At 38.4% G+C, this 23437-nt stretch carries 18 protein-coding genes; 11 read left to right on the top strand and 7 right to left on the bottom strand.

The annotated features are described in order from the left end of the window. Nucleotide 1: 1 nt before the first annotated feature. The 9 genes from K5G00_RS03820 (at nt 2) to K5G00_RS03780 (ending at nt 8629) form a co-directional block, all read left to right on the top strand. On the top strand, nt 2-1153 hold the full coding sequence (locus tag K5G00_RS03820) for an aspartate aminotransferase family protein (protein WP_238764409.1): 1152 nt from the start codon (nt 2-4) through the stop codon (nt 1151-1153). A 33-nt stretch (nt 1154-1186) separates the two neighbouring features. Next, entirely contained in the window at nt 1187-1990 is an 804-nt protein-coding gene (proC, locus tag K5G00_RS03815; RefSeq protein WP_238764408.1) for a pyrroline-5-carboxylate reductase, read from the top strand. A 7-nt stretch (nt 1991-1997) separates the two neighbouring features. Then, entirely contained in the window at nt 1998-3092 is a 1095-nt protein-coding gene (gene proB, locus K5G00_RS03810) for a glutamate 5-kinase (protein ID WP_262921282.1), read from the top strand. Nucleotides 3093-3247: 155 nt separating this feature from the next. Next, on the top strand, nt 3248-4498 hold the full coding sequence (locus K5G00_RS03805) for a glutamate-5-semialdehyde dehydrogenase (protein ID WP_238764405.1): 1251 nt from the start codon (nt 3248-3250) through the stop codon (nt 4496-4498). 29 nt (nt 4499-4527) lie between these two features. Next, nucleotides 4528-5475, top strand: coding sequence for an N-acetylornithine carbamoyltransferase (locus K5G00_RS03800; protein ID WP_238764404.1), 948 nt, complete (start codon nt 4528-4530; stop codon nt 5473-5475). A gap of 35 nt (nt 5476-5510) precedes the next feature. After that, the gene (gene hisA / locus K5G00_RS03795; protein ID WP_238764403.1) at nt 5511-6245 is read left to right on the top strand and encodes a 1-(5-phosphoribosyl)-5-[(5-phosphoribosylamino)methylideneamino]imidazole-4-carboxamide isomerase; all 735 of its coding nucleotides are present in this window, start codon (nt 5511-5513) and stop codon (nt 6243-6245) included. A 99-nt stretch (nt 6246-6344) separates the two neighbouring features. Then, entirely contained in the window at nt 6345-7100 is a 756-nt protein-coding gene (hisF, locus tag K5G00_RS03790) for an imidazole glycerol phosphate synthase subunit HisF (protein WP_238764402.1), read from the top strand. Between the two features lie 39 nt (nt 7101-7139). After that, nucleotides 7140-7757: a bifunctional phosphoribosyl-AMP cyclohydrolase/phosphoribosyl-ATP diphosphatase HisIE gene (gene hisIE / locus K5G00_RS03785; RefSeq protein ID WP_238764401.1), complete on the top strand. Its 618-nt coding sequence runs from the start codon at nt 7140-7142 to the stop codon at nt 7755-7757. 191 nt (nt 7758-7948) lie between these two features. Beyond that, nucleotides 7949-8629 (top strand): hypothetical protein, encoded by a 681-nt coding sequence (locus tag K5G00_RS03780; RefSeq protein ID WP_238764400.1) that lies wholly within the window; start codon nt 7949-7951, stop codon nt 8627-8629. Nucleotides 8630-8697: 68 nt separating this feature from the next. Here K5G00_RS03780 and K5G00_RS03775 read toward each other — a convergent pair whose 3' ends face one another. From K5G00_RS03775 to K5G00_RS03745, 7 genes are all read right to left on the bottom strand, one after another. Beyond that, complete coding sequence (locus K5G00_RS03775) at nt 8698-9198, bottom strand: DUF4494 domain-containing protein (RefSeq protein ID WP_238764398.1); 501 nt, start codon at nt 9196-9198, stop codon at nt 8698-8700. 244 nt (nt 9199-9442) lie between these two features. Further along, complete coding sequence (locus K5G00_RS03770) at nt 9443-10675, bottom strand: ammonium transporter (protein ID WP_238764396.1); 1233 nt, start codon at nt 10673-10675, stop codon at nt 9443-9445. Nucleotides 10676-10697: 22 nt separating this feature from the next. Further along, nucleotides 10698-11054, bottom strand: a complete 357-nt coding sequence (locus K5G00_RS03765) for a P-II family nitrogen regulator (protein WP_158868510.1) — start codon at nt 11052-11054, stop codon at nt 10698-10700. Nucleotides 11055-11075: 21 nt separating this feature from the next. Further along, entirely contained in the window at nt 11076-11720 is a 645-nt protein-coding gene (locus K5G00_RS03760) for a TorF family putative porin (protein ID WP_238764395.1), read from the bottom strand. A 423-nt stretch (nt 11721-12143) separates the two neighbouring features. Beyond that, entirely contained in the window at nt 12144-13796 is a 1653-nt protein-coding gene (locus K5G00_RS03755; protein ID WP_238764394.1) for an ArnT family glycosyltransferase, read from the bottom strand. Continuing rightward, a complete protein-coding gene (locus tag K5G00_RS03750) occupies nt 13780-15441 on the bottom strand; it encodes an ArnT family glycosyltransferase (protein ID WP_238764393.1) in 1662 nt (553 codons plus the stop codon). Before K5G00_RS03750 ends, K5G00_RS03755 begins: the two co-directional genes overlap by 17 nt. A 5-nt stretch (nt 15442-15446) precedes the next feature. After that, nucleotides 15447-17066, bottom strand: coding sequence for an ArnT family glycosyltransferase (locus K5G00_RS03745; RefSeq protein ID WP_238764392.1), 1620 nt, complete (start codon nt 17064-17066; stop codon nt 15447-15449). Nucleotides 17067-17295: 229 nt separating this feature from the next. Between K5G00_RS03745 and argH the strand changes: the two genes are divergently transcribed. Both argH and gltB read left to right on the top strand, forming a co-directional pair. Beyond that, nucleotides 17296-18627: an argininosuccinate lyase gene (gene argH / locus K5G00_RS03740; RefSeq protein ID WP_238764391.1), complete on the top strand. Its 1332-nt coding sequence runs from the start codon at nt 17296-17298 to the stop codon at nt 18625-18627. Between the two features lie 277 nt (nt 18628-18904). Then, nucleotides 18905-23416: a glutamate synthase large subunit gene (gene gltB / locus K5G00_RS03735; RefSeq protein ID WP_238764390.1), complete on the top strand. Its 4512-nt coding sequence runs from the start codon at nt 18905-18907 to the stop codon at nt 23414-23416. Nucleotides 23417-23437 lie beyond the last annotated feature (21 nt).

Genomic DNA, 23437 nt, shown 5'->3' with positions numbered 1-23437 from the left:
TATGAATTTATTTGATGTATATCCGCTTTTTAATATTACCCCTGTAAAAGCAGAAGGATGCTATGTTTGGGATTCTGAAGGAAAAAAATATCTCGATTTGTATGGCGGCCATGCTGTAATTTCAATCGGACACAGTCATCCGCATTATGTTGAAAAAATTTCCAGCCAGCTTTCACAAATTGGTTTTTATTCCAACTCTGTTCAAAATCCTTTACAAAAGGAGTTGGCTGAAAAACTGGGAGAAGCCTCAGGATACCCTGATTATCAGCTTTTCCTTTGTAATTCAGGTGCAGAAGCCAATGAGAATGCAATAAAACTGGCTTCGTTTGTTACAGGCAAAAAGAAATTTATCAGCTTTAAAAAAGGATTTCACGGACGTACTTCCGCCGCAGTTGCATTAACCGACAATCCAAAAATTGTGGCTCCTGTAAATGAAACTGAAAATGCGATTATACTTCCGTTTAACGACATTCAGGCTGTAAAAACAGAACTGGAAAAAGGAGGAGTTGCCGCCGTTTTAGTGGAAGGAATACAGGGGATTGGTGGAATTCATGTACCCGGAAAACATTTTTTGGAAGAGCTGGGGCAACTATCAAAAAAATATGAGTTTCTGCTTATCCTGGATGAAATTCAATCGGGCTACGGACGAAGCGGTAAGTTTTTTGCCCATCAGTATTTTGATGTTCATCCCGATATTATTACCACAGCCAAAGGAATGGGAAATGGTTTCCCGATCGGAGGAGTGCTGATTCATCCTGATATTAAGCCCTGGTATGGAATGCTGGGAACTACATTTGGGGGAAATCATCTTGCTTGTGCTGCTGCCATTGCCGTATTGGATGTAATGAAGTCAGAAGAGCTTGTCCGGAATGCTATGGAAGTTGGGAAATATTTGATAGACAGTCTTTCTCAATGGGATTCTGGATTTGAAATCAGAGGGAAAGGTTTGATGATTGGTTTGGAATTTAAACAGCCAATAAAAGAAATTAGAAGCAAATTATTGTTTGAAAAAGGAATGTTTACCGGAGTTTCCGGTCAGAATATAATAAGGTTGTTGCCGCCTTTAAGTTTAAGTGTTTCAGAAGCAAATGATTTTTTAAACGCTTTTGAAAAGGTTTTGATTGACACTTCTGTGTCGATGGTTGAAAAATAGTTTTCAGCCATAACCATTTTGTAACTTAGTATAATGGAAAATAAAAAAATTGGAATTATAGGTACCGGTAATATGGGTGGAGCAATTGCTGTTGGGCTCGTTAAATCAGGTTTTATAAGTGCTTCGGATATTTTTGTTTTCGATCCAAAAGAAAAAAATCTCAACGAAATGAGGGAGATGGGGATTACTGCATGCAAAAATAACAAAGAGGTAGTTCAAAATGCCGGAGTATTTATTGTTGCTGTAAAGCCTTATCATATAGAAGGTGTAATTAATGAGATAAAACCAGCGCTGACTTCAGCTAAAATTTTTATTTCAATTGTCGCTGGAGTTGGTATAGAAGATCTTACAAAAATGGCCGGTGAAAATATTTCTATTTTCCGTGTAATGCCTAACACTGCAATTGCATTACAGGAATCGCTGACCTGTATCTCTACCAATGGAAATAAAACTGAAGACAAAGATTTTGTGATAGAGTTGTTTGAGAAGTTAGGCAAAACCGTTGAGATACCGGAGGAATTGATGGCCGCAGCTACTGTTCTCTCATCCTGTGGAATAGCATATGCCTTACGGTATATCAGGGCGGCGATGCAAGGCGGAATTGAAATTGGGTTTGGTGCCGATATGGCGCAGTTTATAACTGCACAAACAGTAAAAGGCGCAACAGAATTAATACTGCAAACGGGGCATCATCCGGAACGCGAAATCGACAAAGTGACTACTCCAAGAGGAGTCACCATAACCGGCTTAAACGAAATGGAACACAAAGGATTCAGTTCCTCATTAATTCAGGGGGTTCTTGCATCTTATAAAAAAATCGATAATTCAGGGAAGTAGTTTTTTAATGCAGTTTCGTTACAAAAAAATAACGGTTAAAATAGGTAGTAATGTCTTGGCAAAAGCCGATGGAACATTAAATGTGGCGCGTATTGCACATTTGGTGGATCAGATTGCCTTTCTTCAAAAAAATGGGGTAGAAGTGGTGTTGGTTTCATCGGGGGCAGTTGCTGCGGGAAGGGCAGTGCTGGAGCCTGCAAAAAAAACAGATGCCGTATCGCAACGTCAATTGTGGGCTGCTTTGGGACAGGTGAAGCTTATAAGCCGTTATTCCGATTTTTTCAGCGAACATGGTTTGGTGTGTGCTCAGGTTTTAACAACCAAGGAAAATTTTTCCGACCGCGGGCATTATCTCAATATGAAAAACTGTATCACCACATTGTTGGAAAATAAGGTGATTCCGATAGTAAATGAAAATGATACCATATCAGTTACCGAATTGATGTTTACAGACAATGATGAACTCTCGGGCTTAATTGCATCAATGGTAAATTCGGAAGCTCTGGTTATTCTTTCCAATGTGAACGGAGTTTATAATACGCATCCGCAAAATGAAAATGCTGAATTAATTCATCAGATTGACCGCGAGGAGGTGGATTTGAAAGGAAGTGCTGTGGAAGGACAATCAACCTTTGGCCGCGGAGGAATGCTTACAAAACTTCGTATCGCCCAAAAGGTTGCAGGCGATGGAATTGGGGTTCATGTGGCTAACGGAACAATTGAAAATGTTTTGATTGACCTGCTTGACAAAGACAAGGAATTTGAACATACCTATTTTGTACCAAATAAAAAATCGTCGAGTGGAGTAAAAAAATGGATTGGATATTCTGACGATTTTGCAAAAGGGCAGGTTGTCATTAACCAGGGAGCAATTAAAGCACTGAATTCAGAAAAAGCAGTTAGCTTGTTGCCTGTTGGTGTAGTTAAGTTGATTAGTGAATTTAAAAAAGGAGATTTAATAAAAATCGTTGATGAGACCGGAGCTGTTGTTGGAGTAGGTAAGGCACAGTACGGTTCCGATAAAATGAAACAGGAAATGGATTCTGAAAAACAGAAACCATTGGTTCATTACGATTATTTATATATGGAAAATAAAAAATAGCTCAGGATATACTACCCTTTCTACCCTTTTTTATGCCTTAATTTGAACTTATTCTGAGCTCCCTCTCCCTCCCCCGGGAGAGGGTTTTAAAACGAAAATCCTCTCTTTTTCCAAATGGGAGAACAAAAGGAGAGAAAATATAAATTGCAGTAAAAATGAAGATAGAAAAACAACTTCAGCAGGTTTTGCAAGCTTCACGAAAATTAAACCTTGTGGAGAATGAAACAATCAGTCGTGTTTTGCTGAAATTGGCAGATGAGGCGGAGAGACAAACCGATTTTATTATTTCTGAAAATAAGAAGGATTTGGAGAGAATGGATCCGCAAGACCCAAAGTACGACAGGCTGAAGTTAACCGGGGATCGAATAAAGGGAATTGCTTCTGATATGAGGAATGTAGCCGGTTTGGAAAGTCCTGTGGGGAAAATATTAAAGAAAACCATACGACCCAATGGATTGAAAATTAGTAAAGTTACTGTCCCTTTTGGAGTAATCGGAATTATTTACGAAGCGCGGCCCAACGTTACTTTTGATGTGTTTGTACTTTGTCTCAAGTCCGGAAATGCCTGTGTTTTGAAAGGTGGCAGCGATGCCTTTTATTCCAACCAGGCCATTGTGTCCATTATTCAGGATGTTTTAACAAAATCGGATATTGATGAGAACACTGTAGCATTGCTTCCTGCAGGTCGGGAAGAAACAAACGAAATGCTCAGGGCACATGGTTATATTGATTTAATTATTCCACGTGGCAGTCAGGGCCTGATAAATTATGTGCGCGAAAATGCCACTATTCCTGTAATTGAAACCGGTGCCGGCATTTGTCACACTTATTTTGATGAGTTTGGCGACGCAGAAAAAGGACGTGAGATTATCTTTAATGCAAAAACACGTCGCCCTTCGGTTTGTAACGCACTCGATTGTCTTGTGATTCATGAAAGTCGTTTGGCTGACCTGCCTGATTTTGGTAAAAAACTTTCAGAAAGCAGCGTTGTAATTTATGCTGATAAAAAATCATATGCAGTTCTAAAAGATGCTTATCCCGGGGAATTACTTTTCCCGGCAATAGAAGAATCTTTCGGTACAGAGTTTCTGTCTCTGAAAATGTCAGTAAAAACAGTTGCCTCTTTTGAAGAAGCCGTTGATCAGATTAACGAAAAATCGTCGAAACACAGCGAGGCAATTATAACCGAAGATGCTGAACGAATTAAAAACTTTAGAAAAATGATTGATGCTTCTTCTGTTTATTCGAATGTTTCCACCGCTTTTACCGATGGTGCCCAGTTTGGTCTTGGGGCAGAAATCGGAATCAGTACCCAAAAGTTACATGCCCGGGGGCCAATGGCTTTGGAGGAATTAACCAGCTATAAATGGATTATTGAAGGCGAAGGACAGGTAAGACCAAAATAGAAAACCAAAAGTCAATAAAATAAAAACCAATGAAAAATTTTATATCAGTAAAAGATATTCCAAGCCTGCAATATGCTCTTGATGTTGCATTCGATGTAAAGGAGAATCCTTTTGCATACCAACATCTTGGGAAAAATAAAACGATGGTTCTGATTTTTTTTAACTCTAGTTTACGCACCCGGTTGAGCACGCAAAAAGCTGCTATGAATATGGGAATGAATACTATGGTTTTAAATGTAAATGAAGACGGATGGCAATTGGAATCGGAATTGGGTGTGGTAATGGATGGAGATAAGCCGGAACATTTGCTGGAAGCAATTCCTGTGATTGGTCAGTATTGCGATGTAATAGGAGTACGTTCATTTGCCCGGTTTCAAAATAAAGAGGATGATTATTCAGAAAAGATAATTAGCCAGTTTGTTGAATATGCCGGAGTGCCGGTGGTAAGTATGGAAGGCGCAACCCGGCATCCGCTGCAAAGTTATGCCGATTTGGTAACCATCGAGGAGTTCAAACAAAAAGAACGTCCTAAAGTTGTCCTGACCTGGGCACCGCATCCTCGTGCTTTGCCGCAGGCTGTGGCTAATTCGTTTGTGGAATGGATGCGCGAAACAGATTATGAACTTGTGGTTACACATCCGGAAGGTTATGAGCTGGCTCCTGATTTTATCGGAAACGTAAAGGTGGAATACAACCAGAAAGAGGCATTTGAAGGAGCTGATTTTATTTATGCAAAAAATTGGGCTTCCTACTCAAGCTACGGACAAATTCTTTCAAAAGATTTTAGCTGGACAGTGAACGAAGAAAAAATGGCACTGACAAACAATGCTAAATTTATGCACTGTCTTCCCGTGCGGCGAAATGTGGTTGTAGCTGATAGTGTTATAGACAGTAAAAATTCAATTGTGATCCAGCAGGCTGCTAATCGAGAAGTGACGGCACAAGCAGTTTTAAAAATGATTTTGGAGGAATTGTAAATAAACTTGCATCTTTGTGCCCTGGAAGGAAAAGAATGATGAAAAAAATAGAAATAATTCCTGCGATTGATATTATCGAAGGGAAATGTGTTCGGCTTTCGCAGGGAGATTACAGTCGGAAAAAAGTATACAATGAAAATCCGCTGGAAGTTGCCAAAATGTTTGAAAATGCAGGGATTTGTCGTCTTCACCTGGTTGATTTGGATGGTGCCAAAGCCAAACATATTGTAAACTACAAGGTGCTCGAAACCATTGCAACAAAAACAGAGCTTGTAATTGATTTTGGAGGTGGATTAAAATCCAATGACGATTTGAAAATCGCTTTTAATTCAGGGGCGGCAATGGTTACCGGAGGAAGTATTGCGGTGAAGGAAAAGGAGACTTTTTTACAGTGGATTGAAAATTATGGCAGCGAAAAAATTATACTGGGCGCCGATGCAAAGGATGGAAAAATAGCTGTAAGTGGCTGGCTGGAGGCAACTGAACTTTCTGTAATTGATTTTATTGAAGGTTTTAGTAAAAAGGGGGTTGAAAAAGTAATTTCAACCGATATCAGTCGCGATGGAATGCTTTCCGGCCCTTCATTTGATTTGTATCATGAAATTATGAACTTGCTTCCGGATCTGGAAATAATTGCCAGTGGTGGAATTGCTTCCATGGACGACATATTAAAATTAGATGAAATAGGTGTGCCGGGTGTAATTACCGGGAAGGCAATTTATGAGAATAAAATATCTTTGAAAGAAATTGAAAATTTTATAAGCTCATAATCGTTTCTTCTAAAAGAGGAGAAATGAGAAAGAAAAATAGAAGTTTCAAAAAACAATACCCCCTTCTCTTTACGGGAAGGTTGGGAAGAAGCTAAAAATATGCTTGCAAAACGAATCATACCATGTTTAGATATCCGTAACGGACAAACGGTTAAAGGGATAAATTTTGTAAATATTCAGGAAGTAGGCGACCCGGTTGAGTTGGGTGCAAAATATGCAGCCGATGGTGCCGACGAACTGGTTTTTTTAGATATTACTGCAACCCACGAAGGGCGGAAAACTTTTGTGGAACTGGTGAAGCGTATTGCTGCACATCTGAATATTCCGTTTACAGTTGGAGGTGGAATAAGTGAACTAAGCGATGCCGAGAAGCTTTTGAGTGCAGGTGCTGATAAGATTTCGATTAATTCTTCCGCAGTTCGAAATCCAAAGTTGATTGATGATTTGGCTTTGAATTTTGGGAGTCAGTTTGTTGTGGTAGCTATCGATGCACGTGGTGATGAAAAGAATCATTGGACAGTAACTGTAAATGGAGGAAGAATTCCGACAGAAAAGGAACTTTTCTCGTGGGCAAAAGAAGCCGAAGATCGTGGCGCTGGTGAAATACTTTTTACATCGATGAACCACGACGGCACAAAAAACGGTTTTGCCAATGAACAACTGGCTCAAATGGCTGACTCTTTGAAAATTCCAATTATTGCCTCAGGAGGAGCAGGAGCAAAAGAACATTTTACGGATGTTTTTACCAAAGGAAAAGCAGATGCAGGACTGGCGGCCAGCATATTTCATTACAATGAGATTCCCATTCCTGAGTTAAAAAATTATCTAAAAGAAAACGGGATCATTGTTCGATAAAAAAATATCAATTATTATTTTCGCAACAAATTGGAAATCATGAACGAATTAAAGAATATTGATCAGGTAAATTTTTCCAAACTCGACGGATTGGTTCCGGCAGTAGTTCAGGATAATCAATCGATGAAAGTTTTAATGGTTGGTTTTATGAACCGGGAAGCTTTGGTGAAAACGCAGGAACTGGGCAAGGTCACTTTTTTTAGCAGGACCAAAAACCGGTTGTGGACCAAGGGAGAAGAATCGGGCAATTTTTTAAATGTGGTTTCCATACTGATCGATTGCGACGACGATACCCTTCTGATAAAAGCAAATCCGGTGGGGCCGGTCTGTCACACAGGGAACGATACCTGTTTTTATGAAATGAATCCAAAAGCAGATGTGCAGTTTTTGAGTTATCTGCAGGATTTTATTGACAAGAGGAAAAAGGAAATGCCTAAAGGTTCGTATACTACTTCGCTTTTTACGAAAGGAACAAGAAAAATTACACAAAAGGTGGGAGAGGAAGCTGTCGAAACCATCATTGGAGCAATGGCAAATGATGATGAGAATTTTCTTTATGAAGCAGGAGATTTACTGTACCACCTGATAGTTTTATTGTCTCACAAAGGATATCGGATTGAAGATATTGTAAAGGAATTAAAAAGCCGTCACTCCTGATTTTTGAGTTACATCTATTAAGGAAAAAATTCTTTATTTCCAATTTTAGTAAGCTTTTTGATAACATGGTTATGAAACATAGTTTCAAAACATAACTGTAAAACATTGAATATTTGATGGTTCAGATTAGTGGTTTTGTAAATTAGGTTGTAGCTTTGTATCAGAGTCTACTAACTTTTAAACCGTCAATTATGGAAACCTTAATTGCTTGCCCAACCAGTACAGTAACCATTCTGGCATGCCAAAAAATTGCCAAATCTTTCAAAGAGAATATTTATGAGTTGTCGAGTGTTCGCGAAGAATGGGATCCGGAGTTTGCCACATCTTTAAATATTTGGATTGAAGACACCATTGAAAAACACTATACCGATAACGTTGAGGCATGGGATGAGAATAAATATCGCGATTGGCACGAAATTATGGTTGCAGGATTACAAAACCTGAAAATATTGCGTGCGTCTTTAAAGGTAGATTTTAAGGACGACAAAGATTTTTTAAAAGACTTTTTTGAAAAAACCGGGTATTGTGAGTACTTCAGCGATGCCAAAAACGGAGATCATATGTGTTTGTATCAATTCCTTAATGTGTTCGCTGAAAACCTGGATGAAGAGACAAGAAACAAAGCAGTTTCAAAAGGGACGATGGATTCGTTGTTTGATAAAATACTGGATAGTGCAAACAAAATAAAGGAATTTAAAGATTGTTTTGAAGCGCTTGAAGGCGAAGCGGAATTAAACACTTACGGACAAAAGGAGGTGGCCCAGATTTATTCTACTATCCGTGATATTTGCCGAATTGCTATTGCTTACTACCAGTTTGACCCGATAAAGCGAGACCAATTTAATTTTTATAAAGTTCTTGTGAATTTATAATACTACTACCTGTTAATTAACTTAATAAAACAGTCTGTCCTGTTCCCTGGATCGGCTGTTTTTGTTTTTTATTCATCATTGTTTTCAGGATTCTCTTCCTTTTCCAGAGGGACATATCCTTCGGGTACAGCTGACTCGGATGGCTGATATGGAAAAACATCAATGATTGTACTGACTGTAATTGAAGAAACAACATAAGGAATAACAAGGTAAGACAAGCTTTCCTCAAGCCGTTGGAGCGCTTCTTTTATATCGTCGGCCATTATCAGGTAATAGGTGCGCAGTTTCTTTTCTTTTCCGGCTTCTTCATCAACAGTAACCAGATTAATTGTTGCTTTGAACCACCATTCTCCGTTTTCAAAAGGAAAAACTTCTGCTATTTTTGATTTTTTTATGTCGGTAACAGTAAATTCGCCCCGCACCATTTCCTGCATCTGACGAATCATTCTGGTTTCTGCATCGGTAAATGATACTGCATCGAGAAGAAAATTTTCAGTTACATTTCTTTCTTTGCCGCTTTCTGAGATTTTTACATATTTTACTTTACATTCAAACCAGGTCTGCATCATTTTATTCTACTTTTTTATGAAGTAACAAAAATAATTTTCTGAAATAACTTTTGGGTGAAATGGTAGTAAATATTCACTAAAATTTATCAACAAAAAAACCGGCCACAATTTTTGTGAACCGGTTTTCCTAATCTAACTAAACTAACTCAAACTACCCTTGACCCTAATTTTTTTTAAAAGAAAGAGCCCGTCCCGGCGGACGGGCCCATAAACAGACAGCTACAGACTTAAAAGCTGAAGAAGATTAGTTATAGGCACTTTCTCCATGTTCATAAACATCGAGGCCTTCTTCTTCAATGCGCCTGGATACGCGCAATACTTTTGCTTTCTTCAATATAAAGAATAGTATCAGACCTGTTCCAAATGCCCAAACAAAGAATGCAAGAACACCTATAGCCTGAATACCTAATAATTTTGCTCCATGACCGTAGAATAAACCTTCGGAAGTTGAGAATAAGCCAACAGCCAGTGTTCCGAGTGCTCCACCAACTCCGTGAACCGAGATTGCACCAACCGGGTCGTCAACTTTTAATATTTTGTCGAAGAATTCAACTGCAAATGGTAAAACAAATCCAGCCATAATTCCGATAAATACTGCACCCACCGGATTTACGGCGTCACAACCTGCGGTTATAGCAACCAAACCAGCGAGAGCTCCGTTTAACGCGATTGAAAGCGTTGGCCGTTTGTAGCGCATCCATGCAACTAACATCGCTGTTACTGCACCAGCTGCGGCAGCAAGGTTTGTTGTCATTGCAATATGACCAATTGCAACAGCATTGTCGGTTCCGGCAGCAGCAAGCTGAGAGCCCGGGTTAAATCCGAACCAACCAAACCAAAGGATAAATACACCTAAAGCACCCATTGCAAGGTTGTGTCCCGGAATTGCTTTTGCTTTTCCGTCTTTATCGTACTTGCCAATACGAGGACCGATGATTGACGCACCAGCCAAACCAACCCATGCACCAACAGAGTGAACAATGGAGGAACCGGCAAAATCGTGGAAACCAAGTTGGCTTAACCAGCCACCTCCCCAGGTCCAGTGTCCCGACGTTGGGTAAATAATTACAGTAATTACAATACTGAAAATGAGATATGCTTTAAATTCAGTACGCTCAGCCATAGCTCCCGACACAATAGTTGCAGCAGTTGCGGCAAATACAGTTTGGAAAAAGATATCAGCATAATCTGAATAATTGTCACCAAAACCATCGCTCATAAAGAATAAGTCAGGTGTTCCGATAAATCCTCCTATTGAGTCTCCATACATCAAAGTAAATCCGATAATCCAGTATAATAATGAACCTATAGAAAAGTCCATCAGGTTTTTCATTAAAATGTTTGCGGTGTTTTTTTGGCGTGTGAAACCTGCTTCCACCATTGCAAAACCGGGTTGCATGAACATTACCATAAATCCGGCAATCAATAACCACATATTGTCAATACCTATTTGCAGGCCTTGTAAAGTTTCTTCCATGATAAATTATTTTTTGTAGTTATTATTCTTCTTTTCCTTTAATGTAAAGCGACTCATCTCCTTGCTCCCCGGTCCTAATTCGGTACGATTCTTCAATCGGAACAATAAATATTTTACCGTCACCAATCTGGCCTGTCCTTGCTGAATTAAGAATAGCATTCACAGTTTTTTGTACATTTTTATCACGAACAATGATTTCCAGTTTGGTGCGTTCTATAGTACTTGTGTCATATACAATTCCACGGTAAACGCGGCCTTCGCGGGCCTGCCCAACGCCCCTTACATCCCAGAAGGAAAAGAATTCAATACCTGCTTCCTGCAAGGCGTCTTTTACCTCTTCGAATTTTGATTTTCTTATTATGGTTTCAATTTTTTTCATATTCTTCAGCTTTAGAAATGATTAAAGAGAAATTCCTACAACAATATAAAACTGTTCTGATGAAGGGTTTAAAATGGCTGCACCTGATACAGGTAACGAGAAACTGTCTGTAATTTTTACTTCTTTGGAAGTGCTGATTCCAATGTTGCAAATATTAAATTCACCATCCACTGTATAAGCACCGTCGCCACCACCAAGTGTAAGATCAACCGGACCAGCTGTTAACCCAGCTTCAAGATAAATGTCGCCTTCACCGTCATTCATCATATATGCACCGGTTAAAGAGAATGATCCTAGTCCGAGGCTAACCATTGGTTCAATGTAGTGCGAAGTTCCTTCGAACCACAAGTCACCAGGGAAATAGTAATCAGTAAGAGTAAAACTCAAAGAAGAATTTTCACTCAAATCAAATCCATAGCTTGCGTAAAGGTCAGCTTCGGCGTCTTCAACATCGCCTGCACTAAATGATCCCCAAGCTCCAATCGCAAAACCACCAGCGCTGAATTCCATGTAAGGCTGAAATGCCGGACCAGTACCAAACTTTGTTCCACGCCATACATAGCTGCTGTATATGTCGAGGCCCGTACTTACTTCCTGTGCTTTTACCACCGGAGTAATTGCCATCAACAAAAACAAGCTCGCTGCAATCAGTAATGTCTTTTTCATAATCGTAAATTTTAAAAGTTAAACTGTGTTTTTTTGTTCTAAAAAATCTTTTCACTTCGTTTAAAAAAATCGTTAATGTTTTTTAGAAAAAAAATATTTTTTTCATAGACCCCCTATAAAATGAACTTGATTTATACAAAAAATAGAATTTTTATCTGTAGCTCCTATGTTTTTTGTATGTCGATTCAAAAATATGTATGTTTTTTAGTTGAGGGTATGGTTTTGATAAAATGGGTAGTTTCTCTTAACAAATTATTAATATAAGCTATGTTTTTTTCTCAAAAAGGCAAAAAAAAAGCTTTTTGGTGACAAAATATTATATAAAATTTGATTTGTGGTCCAAATTTCCAGTGTGAGGTGTTGTGTTCGGCTGGAGTGAAAAATGAAAATTCTTTCTGAAAAATAAAGTGTTTGTAAATTAGCCTATCTCAAAGTTAATGAAATTATCTCTCCCCTGTAGTTTTCTTTTGATCGCGTATAGACAATAATCGGTTCGTTTCTTTGAAAAATTTCCTTTTTGGAAAGGGATAATGAAATAAGTGCTGAATTGTTATTTACAATCATTTCTTTACCTGATGCAGTTAGAGGGACAGCTGTTAATTCTGTTTTATTCTGCATAATTGCCAGTACCGGATTAGAAACATGTTGGGTGTAAATTGTTTTTCCACTGTTATTGTTTAATAAAAAGAAGAATTCAATTTTGTTTTCTGTTTCCGCTGTTTTTTCCAGTTTTATTGTGAGACCATTTAATGACTGGTATTTTTCTATGGTAAGAAACCCCTTCGTTTGACCGGTTGCAGTTTTTAATTGGTTTGGTGGATTCAGATTTTTTGATTGTACAGTAAAAAGCGGTTCTCCTTCTGCATACTTTTCTTCATCCCACAAATCGAATTGGCAAAAACGATATGTTGGCGTTGAGAGGTGGACGGCAGAATCGCCGGTGTAAAAAATGTAATTACTGGCGGCCGCATAATTATTAAAAAAGCCTACTTTTTTGCCTTCGGAAAGTTTTTTGATCTCCAGTGCACTGGCTTCGCGGTTGTAAAAAGTAATTTTCAGATGGCCAGTGTTGGGAATAACATCCAGAGCTATATATATACGGTATAAAACCATTACAACCAAAACCGGTAGCGCAATGCGTTTAAACCAGCGTTTAAATTTCAGATCGCCTGCAATTAAAGGATAGGTTAAAATTATCAGCATTGGGATAATTGCTGCAATCCAGTGTGCTTCTATACGATTTTTGAAACTGATAATAAAAAGTGCGATATAAAATCCAAGAATAGTAAATAACAATGTTTTTTGAAATTGATTTTCAGGTTTAAATCTGAAAAGTTTCCAAAATATCAGAATTCCTGTAATTGGTCCTGCAATGGCTAATTGTGCGCCTAAATAGGGTAGAATGTATTTAAATGTAAAAGGTTTGGCGCGTTCAACCAGATGGTATTTGAAGGTAGGAAATTCATTATGGATCTGCCAAAAAACGTGTGGAAGCAACAATATTACAGTAAGCAAAATAATACCATAGAAATACTTGTTTTTGAAAAGTTTAAGATTCGAAAGAACAGTAAAACCGATAATTAAAAAAGCGTGGTATTTACTGTAAATCATAGCAGCCAGGATCAAGGAAAGAGAAATCGAAATTTTCCAGTCAGGATTCTTAAGGAATTTTCTGTAAGAAATAATAAAAAGTGTGGTAAAGAAGAGCAGGGGAACATCGGGTATTGCCATAAAACCAGCAATGTGGGTATGAATCAGTGGAAATGATAAAATAAATAATGAAACAAAGAACAGATCTTTTTTCTCATTTAATTCATTTAATATAAGCGCGAATGTTATGGATGATATCAAGATAAAAATCAGCCGAACACCGATTTCTCCGGGGAGAACAGCGTGTCCCAGGTAGATGAGTAAAGCTGTCATTGGAGGGTGGTCAAAAAATCCCCAAGAAAGGTTCTCCGAATACATCCAGTAATACGATTCATCGGAATGAAGTCCGGTAAACAGGGCCTGAAGTAAGTTTCCCAAAAACCAGATACCTACAATTATATAATGTCTTTTATCGAGATTTTTCATTTTTATTTTTGGGTTTGGCGATAAAATATTTTGTACCGCTTTCTTTTAAATCATTAACAGGTTCCTGTAAAAAAACGGGAAATTTGTCGTTATCTACATTTTTCCATTCTTCCGACCCTATAATCACATTGTAGTTTTTTAAATCTAAAAACGATTCTTCTTTTTTTGAAAACACCAGGAAATGTTTTGGTTCTTCAGGCAAAGAGTATATCGTGTCCATGCTAACCACGTTAAAATCATTTTTGCTGTGAATGCGAATGTTTGAAGCGGTGCGTATATTCCCGTAGACATATACTTTTTCATTTTTCGAAAGCCCCTGTTTTATTAAATTTTCCACAAGTTGTTCTCCCGGGTTGGGCATTAGTAAAGGATATAAAAATGAAAACACATTAAAAAACAGGAGTAGAATGGTTCCTGCGAGTTTTGTTTCATAGTTAATGTTTTTGAGCCTACCGATAATCCAGTAAATAATCAATGCTGCATTTACAAGAATTCCCGCAAAAAGAACTTTGTCGAAATAAATAAAAAACGTGTAAAAAACAGATATCCCAATGACAAACAGGTTTATAACCAGAAAGATTTTAAAAATCAGTTTTTTTAGATGCGTGGTTGAAAATGATATCACGTAGGCAAAAAATATTGAAATCAATGGAATAACGGGGAGCAGATATCGATCGTAAAATTTAAAAACTGCACCCGACATAACGATAACCAAAACAACCCATGAAAGAATAAACCCAAAGACGGCCTTGGTTTGCAATGAAGATTTTTTTGTAAACTGTTTTAACGCTTTGGGATTTGAGAAAATGATTATAATCCACGGAACCAGGTAGGCAGCCAAAAAAACAATTCCCAGAAATAGATTGGTAAAAACCTGCGCGAATTTTGAGGATACGCGGTTCCCGACCTGATCGGCAAAGAAGGAATTTAAATAAACCGAACCGTGTTCGATATACATGATAATAAACCAGCTTGCTGCAATTAAAATGGAAACAATAAGCGAGACAGGTTCAAATATTTGATTTAAACGTTTCTTTTTCCACGGGTTAAAAAGAAGGAACAAAATGCTGATTCCTGCAAATGCAGCTGCTGGTATTCCTTTGGTTTCAAATGCGAGGGCCGCTCCCATGTAGGCCATCCAGAAATGTTCTTTTCGAGGTTTTAGTGTATTGAGGATTTTTATAAATCCCCAGGCGCTGATGGTGAGAAACAGAGTAAGTAGTATGTCAGGAATTGAGCGGCTTGCACTCATTAGAACGAGAGGGTTTGCAGCAGTAATAAATGCCGCAGTGAAAGCTATTTTTTTGTCACCTGAGATTGATTTTGACATCAAATAGATAACAAGAACGAGAATTGCACCGGCGAGCCAGAAAAATAATCGCGACGAAATCTTGCTGACGCCAAACATCTTGTAGCTCCCCATTAAAACCCAGTAGGTTAAAATTGGTTTTTTGAACCGCGGACTCCCGTTTGCCTGGTAAGGAGTAAAACAGTCATTTTTGTCCATCATTTGCAGTACCGCGTCAGTGTAATATTTCTCATCGGGAAAATGAAAGACATAGTCCAACGCGCTGGGAGCCGAAAATAAGAGAAATAAAACGGGAACAAGAAGATAGCTGTATTTTTTTAATCCGCTTTTTTTCATTCCGTTCAATATTTAATAAGATACATTGGCTGTAAAACCTTGTTTCTTGTCCTTGGACTAATAAATCCGGCTGGTCGGTTTAAATATAAATGTTTGTATTCAAATACAATTTCCGAAGATATGTCGAGGCTATCAATTTCTTTGAATCCTTTTGCATCAGTAAATATCCAGGTTCCCCTTTTTCCTGCTACAGTTTTTATTTCCTCCGCAGAATATAACTGGATTGCCTGCGGTTCACTATAAAAAAACAATTCATATTCGTCGTAATGGTAATTGAATAGAGTATCTCCTTTTTCAGCATATTCAGTAAAATAACGGGCTGCTTTGGGAGGAGCCTGAAAACTAAACATGTATGGAAATACATGTACATTCATAATAAATGCCAAACAGACAAATACGATTAAGGAAGGGAAGATTATTTTTAAAGGTGTGTCTGAAACTTTTGTTGAAATAAAATAAGTAAGAATTATTCCTGCAAAAACCATAATCATCATATACCAATCGGGGGTTGGAAACAAATAGAATGAAATAATAAAAATACCTGCCCAAAGCAACAGTACTACATAGCGTTGCACAATTGAAAAAACTTTGTACAGCGTTTTTCTATTGGTAATGGCTATGTCGAGCCATTTTGCGGTTAAAACTGCAATTAATGGAACAATCGAAAAAATATAGTTGGGGAGTTGGCTGCTGGCTGAATTCAGGATAATAAAATAAATCCAGATTCCGGTTAATGTAAAATATTCCATCGAGCGGAATTTGTTTTTGATAAGGGTTTTAAATTCCATAAACACAGCGATAAAAAAGAGCAAACTCCAGGGTAAAAACAGATAGGCTATGTTATGTACATAAAAAATGGGATCGTTGGTTGCTTTTACGTAAGAACCGGTTATTCGTCCTACGTTGTTTTCCCAAAAGAAAAAACGGATACCTTCCCAGCCAAACTGGTTCATAAGGCCAATTAATGCAGGGCTCACAATAATAAAAGAGAGGAGTACTCCCAGATACCACCGGTAGTCAAGCAGCGACTTAAAATCGCGTTTTAAAAAAAGGTGGCCGAGTACTGCAAATGCCGGAATTGCCGCCCCAATCGGGCCTTTTGTTAGCATGGCTAATCCGATAGCGGTAAACCCCAAAATCCAGTGTTTGTTCTTTTTTGTTTTTATAAACTCAAACAATTGCCAGAAAGCCAGTATTACAAATGCCTGCAGAGGAGTGTCGGTATGAATATCCATGCTGTACATTAAATAGATAAAGGAGAAGGCCGACATGATTCCGGTTAAAAAACCAACACGTTTGTTGTACAAACTTTCGCCAAGACGAAAGGCCCAGTAAAATCCCGCAAAAACAAGCAGCAAAACAGGGAGTTTGAACCAAAAGTTGGAAATTTTCCCGATTGTGAACCCTAAGGCTCCCAGCCAAAATAGCATTGGTGGCTTTTGGTCGTATGCCTCGCCATGTATCGTCAGGTTAATAAAATTTCCATTTTGGTAGATTTCTTTCGAAACAGTAGCGTATTTTCCCGCATCGCGTGTAACATCAATATTAAGCCCTGCAACGTAGGCTGCAAAAACTGCTGCTGCAATTATAAAGAAAATGAGACGGAGCGTTTTGTTTTCGAACATGGCATACTTTTGAATTTCTTTTCTTGTGGAAAAGCGCGGTAAAAGTGGTAATTTTTTCAGAATTTTTAAAATGAAAACCTTAAAAACAGTCGCTTTTGCTGGCGATTTAAAAACATTGTATCAGAAAACTATAATTTAAAAAGCTAAAGCAAATTGTTTGCAGATTGAATTTTAAAAAACCGATTCAAATTGAAATCAATATCTTTGTGGGAAATACAACAATTTCATTATGAAACTTTGGGAAAAAGGAATACCGGTAAACAAGTCCATCGAAGAATTCACTGTTGGCAGAGACCGGGAACTCGATATTTATTTGGCACCCTTTGATATTTTAGGTTCAATGGCGCATATTACGATGCTTGAATCTATCGGCCTGATAAAAAGTGAAGAACTGCAGGTGCTGCTCGATAAACTTAAACAATTATATGAAGTAGCAATTTCGGGAGATTTTGTTATTGAAGAAGGTGTTGAGGATGTGCACTCGCAAGTTGAATTCTTGTTGACAAATTATCTGGGCGATGTAGGTAAGAAAATTCACAGTGGGCGTTCGCGTAACGATCAGGTGTTGTTGGATTTAAAGCTCTTCACGCGCGATGCTATTCGCGAGGTGACAGAGAGTTCGGAGATTTTGATTGATGTTTTGCTTCAGAAAAGCGAAGAAACCAAAAATGTTCTGATGCCAGGTTACACACATTTACAAGTAGCAATGCCGTCATCTTTTGGGCTTTGGTTTGGTGCTTACGCCGAAAGTTTAATTGATGATCTGGAATTGGTGCTTTCGGCATTTAAGATTACTAATCAGAACCCGCTTGGATCGGCAGCAGGTTATGGATCTTCATTTCCTTTAAACCGACAAATGACAACCGATTTGCTTGGTTTTGATAATATGAACTACAACGTGGTTTATGCCCAGATGGGACGTGGGAAGGTGGAAAAAATTGTTTCTTTTGCCGTGGCAAATTTAGCGGGAACCCTTTCAAAACTGGCTTTTGATGTTTGTCTTTTTATGAGCCAGAATTTCAATTTTGTAGGTCTTCCTCCTGAATTTACAACCGGTTCGAGTATAATGCCACACAAAAAAAATCCCGATGTTTTTGAACTTGTCAGGGCAAGGTGTAACAAAATTCAGGGTATTCCAAGCCAGATTTCAATGATTATAAATAATCTCCCCAGCGGTTATTTTCGTGATTTGCAAATGGTTAAAGAAGTTTTTGTTCCTCTGTTTAAGGAGATGAATGATTGTCTGCAAATTGCAACATTGGCCTTAAAAAATGTTAAGGTAAACCACGAGATTCTTGATGATTCAAAATATAATTATATATTTAGTGTGGAGGAGGTGAATGATTTAGTGTTGAAAGGAGTTCCTTTTCGTGAGGCCTACAAAATAGTTGGAGAGAAAATTGAAGAGGGTAATTTTGTGCCGAAAAAAAGTGTGAATCATACCCACGAAGGGAGCATTGGGAATTTGTGTTTAGAAGAGATTTCAAATAAAAAGAAAGATGTAATTAGTAGATTTAATTTCGGTAAAATAGATGACGCGGTGGAACGCTTACTTAAATAAAATTTATTAATAGCCTGTAAATGTGACAAATGTCATATTTTAAATTAAGCAGATAAGCAAAAAATCAACTTTTTACACTCAAAAACGTAGGTTAAGAGTATGTTATGAAGCACATATTTTCAATACTTTCGTTGTAAATTTTACTTCGTTTAATTACTTTTGATTTCACTTCGTAAGAAAAATATTGTTTTTGCTTTCAGTTTTACAGCAGCTGTTGTAGCAGGTTGTCTGTAATTTTGGTGCGAATGAGTTTATTAATAGGAAAAAATTAATGCAAATGAGATTACCTTATGCACAGGGACTTTATAGCCCTGAAAATGAACATGATAATTGTGGGATTGGATTTGTTGCTCATATCAAAGGTAAACCTTCACACGACATTATAAAAAGGGGTTTGGAAGTCCTTCGTAATATGGATCACCGGGGGGCTACCAGTGCAGATAATTCTACAGGCGATGGCGCAGGTATGTTAATGCAAATTCCTCACCAGTTTATTACTGAGGTTTTGAAGCTTTCTGTTGGAGAACAGGGAAAATACGGAACAGGTTTGATTTTTCTTCCCAAAGATGAAAAAGAAGCCGATGTTTGTATCGACATATTGACCAAAAATATCGAATCGGAGGGGCTTAATTTGGTTGCCTATCGTGATGTTCCGGTTGATAGCTCTGTTCCCGGTGAAATAGCAAAGTCTAACGAGCCGGTTGTGAAACAGGTTTTTATTAAAGCAAATCTGGAAAAGGATGCGCTCGAGCGTAAACTTTATATTGTAAGAAAACTTACCGAAAGAGAAGTTCGCGAATCGGACCTTAAAAATAAAGAATACTTTTACCAGCCCAGTTTGTCAGCTAAAATAATAGTATACAAAGGTATGCTCACGCCGGAACAACTGCGCGATTATTATTTGGATTTCAGAGATGAAAGATTTACCAGTGCCATTGCTTTGGTGCATTCACGTTTTAGTACCAATACATTCCCCACATGGGATTTGGCGCAACCTTTCCGTATTGTTGCACATAATGGTGAAATCAACACAGTTCGTGGAAATCGTTTGTGGATGCAGGCGCGTGAAGGTTTAATGAAATCGGAGGTTTTTGGCGAAGATCTGAAGAAATTGCTCCCCGTAATTGAACCGGGCAAATCAGATTCTGCATCATTCGACAATGTTTTGGAATTTTTGCATTTAACCGGAAGGTCATTGCCCCATTCGTTGTGTATGATGATTCCTGAGTCTTTTAATCAGAAGAATCCTATTCCGGACAGTTTGAAGGCATTTTACGAATACCACTCTACAATAATGGAACCATGGGATGGGCCGGCATCAATGGTTTTCTCTGATGGAAGATATATTGGAGGAACACTGGACAGGAACGGATTGCGCCCGTCTCGTTATGTGATTACAAAGAACAATCTTATTGTAATGGGCTCGGAAGTAGGTGTTCAAACTTTCAAAGCAGAAGAAATTAAAGAAAAAGGACGTTTACGTCCCGGAAAGATATTACTTGTTGACACCCAGTTGGGAATTATTATTCCCGACCACGAAGTAAAAGATCAATTAAGCAGAAGGAGTCCTTACCAGATGTGGTTAAAGGAGAACCGTATGCTGATGAAGGATATCAAGGTGAAACAACGTGTTCCTTCTTCAATTGATAATTTTGATACTTATTCAAAAACATTTGGGTACTCGAAGGAAGACATGTATGAGTTGATTAAGCCCATGAGCGAAAATGGTGCTGAACCAACCAGCTCGATGGGAAATGATACTCCTCCTGCAGTATTTTCAGATAAACCAAAACGTTTATTTGATTACTTCAAACAAATGTTTGCTCAGGTTACCAATCCTCCTATCGACCCAATTCGTGAAGGATTGGTTATGGCTTTGACCAACTATATCGGTTCTCTGCATTCAAATATTCTGGCAGAAACTCCGGAGCATTGTAAACTAATCAAGTTTCAGGAGCCAATTGTAACAAATACCGATTTGGGTAAAATCAAAGACTTGAAAGATGAAATGTTTACTCATCAGACCATTCCAATGGTTTTCCCGGTGAAGGAAGGTATTGCAGGATTTGAGAAAGCCCTGGAAAATATTTTGGTTCAGGCAGAGAAAGCAGTTGACGACCAAAAGAATTACATTATTCTTACTGATAGAAATATTTCTGAAGAGCAGGCGCCAATGCCTTCTTTACTTGCCGTAGCAGCAGTTCACCATCACCTGATTAAAATTCAAAAAAGGATGCAGGTAGGACTTATCGTTGAAACCGGTGAGGCACGGGAAGTAAACCACTTTGCATTGCTTTTGGGTTATGGTGCCAGTGTAATCAATCCTTACGTTGCTTTTGCTGCAATCGATCATATGGTGAAAGAAGGTAAAATTGAGATGGATTACAAAGAAGCACGGAAAAATTACATAAAGGCAGTTGACAAAGGTTTGCTAAAAGTTTTCTCTAAGATGGGGATTTCAACATTACGTAGTTATCACGGAGCACAGATTTTTGAGGCGATCGGCGTAAGTCAGCCTGTAATTGATAAATATTTCACCGGAACAGTTTCTAAAATTGGAGGCGTCGGCCTGGAAGAAATTTGCAAAGAAGCTACTATGTTCCACGAAGAGGCATACAAAGTAGACAATACTCCGGAGCCATTCAGGTTTGAAAACAGTGGAAATTACGCATGGAGAAAAAATGGGGAACATCATGCATGGAATCCGCAGACCATCGGGCTTTTGCAATGGGCGACACGTACAAACGACTACGCGAAATATAAAGAATATTCAGCTCTGGTTGACAAAGAAAATAGGCGGCCTGCTTTTATACGCAGTTGTTTTAATTTCAAAAAGAATCCAATTCCGGTAGAACAGGTTGAACCGGCTGAGGAAATTATGAAACGTTTTGTGACCGGTGCAATGTCTTATGGTTCAATTAGTAAAGAAGCTCATGAAGCATTGGCTGTTACAATGAATACCATTGGAGGTCGGAGTAATACGGGCGAGGGAGGTGAAGATCCTGAGCGTTTTGGTACCAATAGAAACAGTAAAATTAAACAGGTAGCTTCCGGTCGGTTTGGAGTTACCAATAATTACCTTACCAATGCCGATGAACTTCAGATTAAAATTGCACAAGGGGCAAAACCTGGAGAAGGAGGTCAGTTACCGGGATATAAGGTAAATAAGATTATTGCAAAAACCCGTAATTCAACTCCTGGCATCACATTGATTTCTCCTCCTCCGCATCACGATATCTATTCAATCGAGGATTTGGCACAGTTGATTTATGACCTGAAAGTTACCAACCCGAGAGCAAAAGTTTCAGTTAAATTGGTTTCAGAAGATGGTGTGGGAACAATCGCTGCAGGTGTGAGTAAAGCTTTTTCAGACATAATTATTATTGCCGGTGCTGACGGTGGTACCGGTGCAAGTCCGGCAAGTTCGATAAAACATGCAGGATTGCCGGTTGAGTTGGGAATTGCTGAAACACAACAAACACTTGTTCTTAACAAATTACGCGACAGAGTGAAACTTCAGGTGGATGGCCAGTTAAAAACCGGTCGCGATGTGATTGTACTTGCTTGTTTAGGAGGTGAAGAGTTTGGATTTTCTACTGCAGCGTTAATTGTGCTTGGATGTATTATGATGCGCAAATGCCACATGAATACTTGTCCTGCGGGTATTGCAACGCAAGATAAATCATTAAGAAAAAGATTTATTGGAAAAGCAGAATATACGGTTAATTTCTTTAGGTTTCTTGCAGAAGAGATACGGGAATATCTGGCTGAAATGGGATTCACAAAATTCGACGATATTGTTGGAAGAACCGATTTGCTTGAATTAAATAAGGAAGTATCAAACTGGAAAATGAACACCGTTGATTTTTCTAAATTGCTTTATGTACCGAAAGAAGCAAAAGAAACTCCTATTCATAATACACATCCTAATGGACGTCCCGGGAATCATATGGATTATGATTTAATCAAAGAAGCTAAAAAAGCGATTCGTGGGGGAGAAAAAGTATGGATTTCAAAAAATGTTGTAAACGTAGATCGTACCATTGGTGCAATGCTTTCAGGGGAGATTTCAAAAATGTACGGAGAAGGAGGTCTGCCCGATGATACAATCAACTGTACTTTCCAAGGCACAGCCGGACAGAGTTTTGGTGCCTTCCTTGTAAAGGGGGTCACATTCCGTTTGGAAGGAGATTCAAATGACTATATTGGAAAAGGACTTTCGGGCGGGAAAATAGTTGTTGTGCCACCAAATGGATCCACGTTTAAACCGGAAGAAAATATCATCATAGGAAATACATCTTTTTATGGCGCAACTGCCGGTGAAGCTTATATTCGGGGCGTAGCAGGCGAACGTTTTTGTGTCCGTAATTCAGGAGTTCAAGCAGTAATTGAAGGTACCGGCGATCATTGTTGCGAATATATGACCGGCGGAAGAGTAGTTGTGCTCGGAAATACCGGACGTAACTTTGCTGCCGGTATGAGTGGCGGAATTGCATATGTGCTGGATGAAGCAGGTGATTTTGACTACTATTGTAACAGAGGTCTGGTAGATCTTACTCCGGTTGAAGACAAGTCAGATATTAGTGACCTTCAAACATTAATAAGTAATCACTTACTTTACACACATAGTGATTTGGCCTCTAAAATTCTTACTCACTGGGAAGAATATTTGCCCAAGTTTGTAAAAGTGATTCCATTCGAGTATAAAAAAGTTTTGGAAGAACAAAAACTCAAAGAGTTACAGAAAAAGTTACAGTTGACAGAGGACGATCCTTCTCGTCACGAGTAATAAAAAATATTGTTGAAAAAA

The organism is Maribellus maritimus, from assembly GCF_022267315.1.
In the GTDB taxonomy this organism is placed as follows: Bacteria; Bacteroidota; Bacteroidia; order Bacteroidales; family Prolixibacteraceae; genus Draconibacterium; species Draconibacterium maritimum.
Note: the sequence above shows the minus strand (reverse complement) of the source record. Positions and strands in the feature narration are given on the sequence as shown.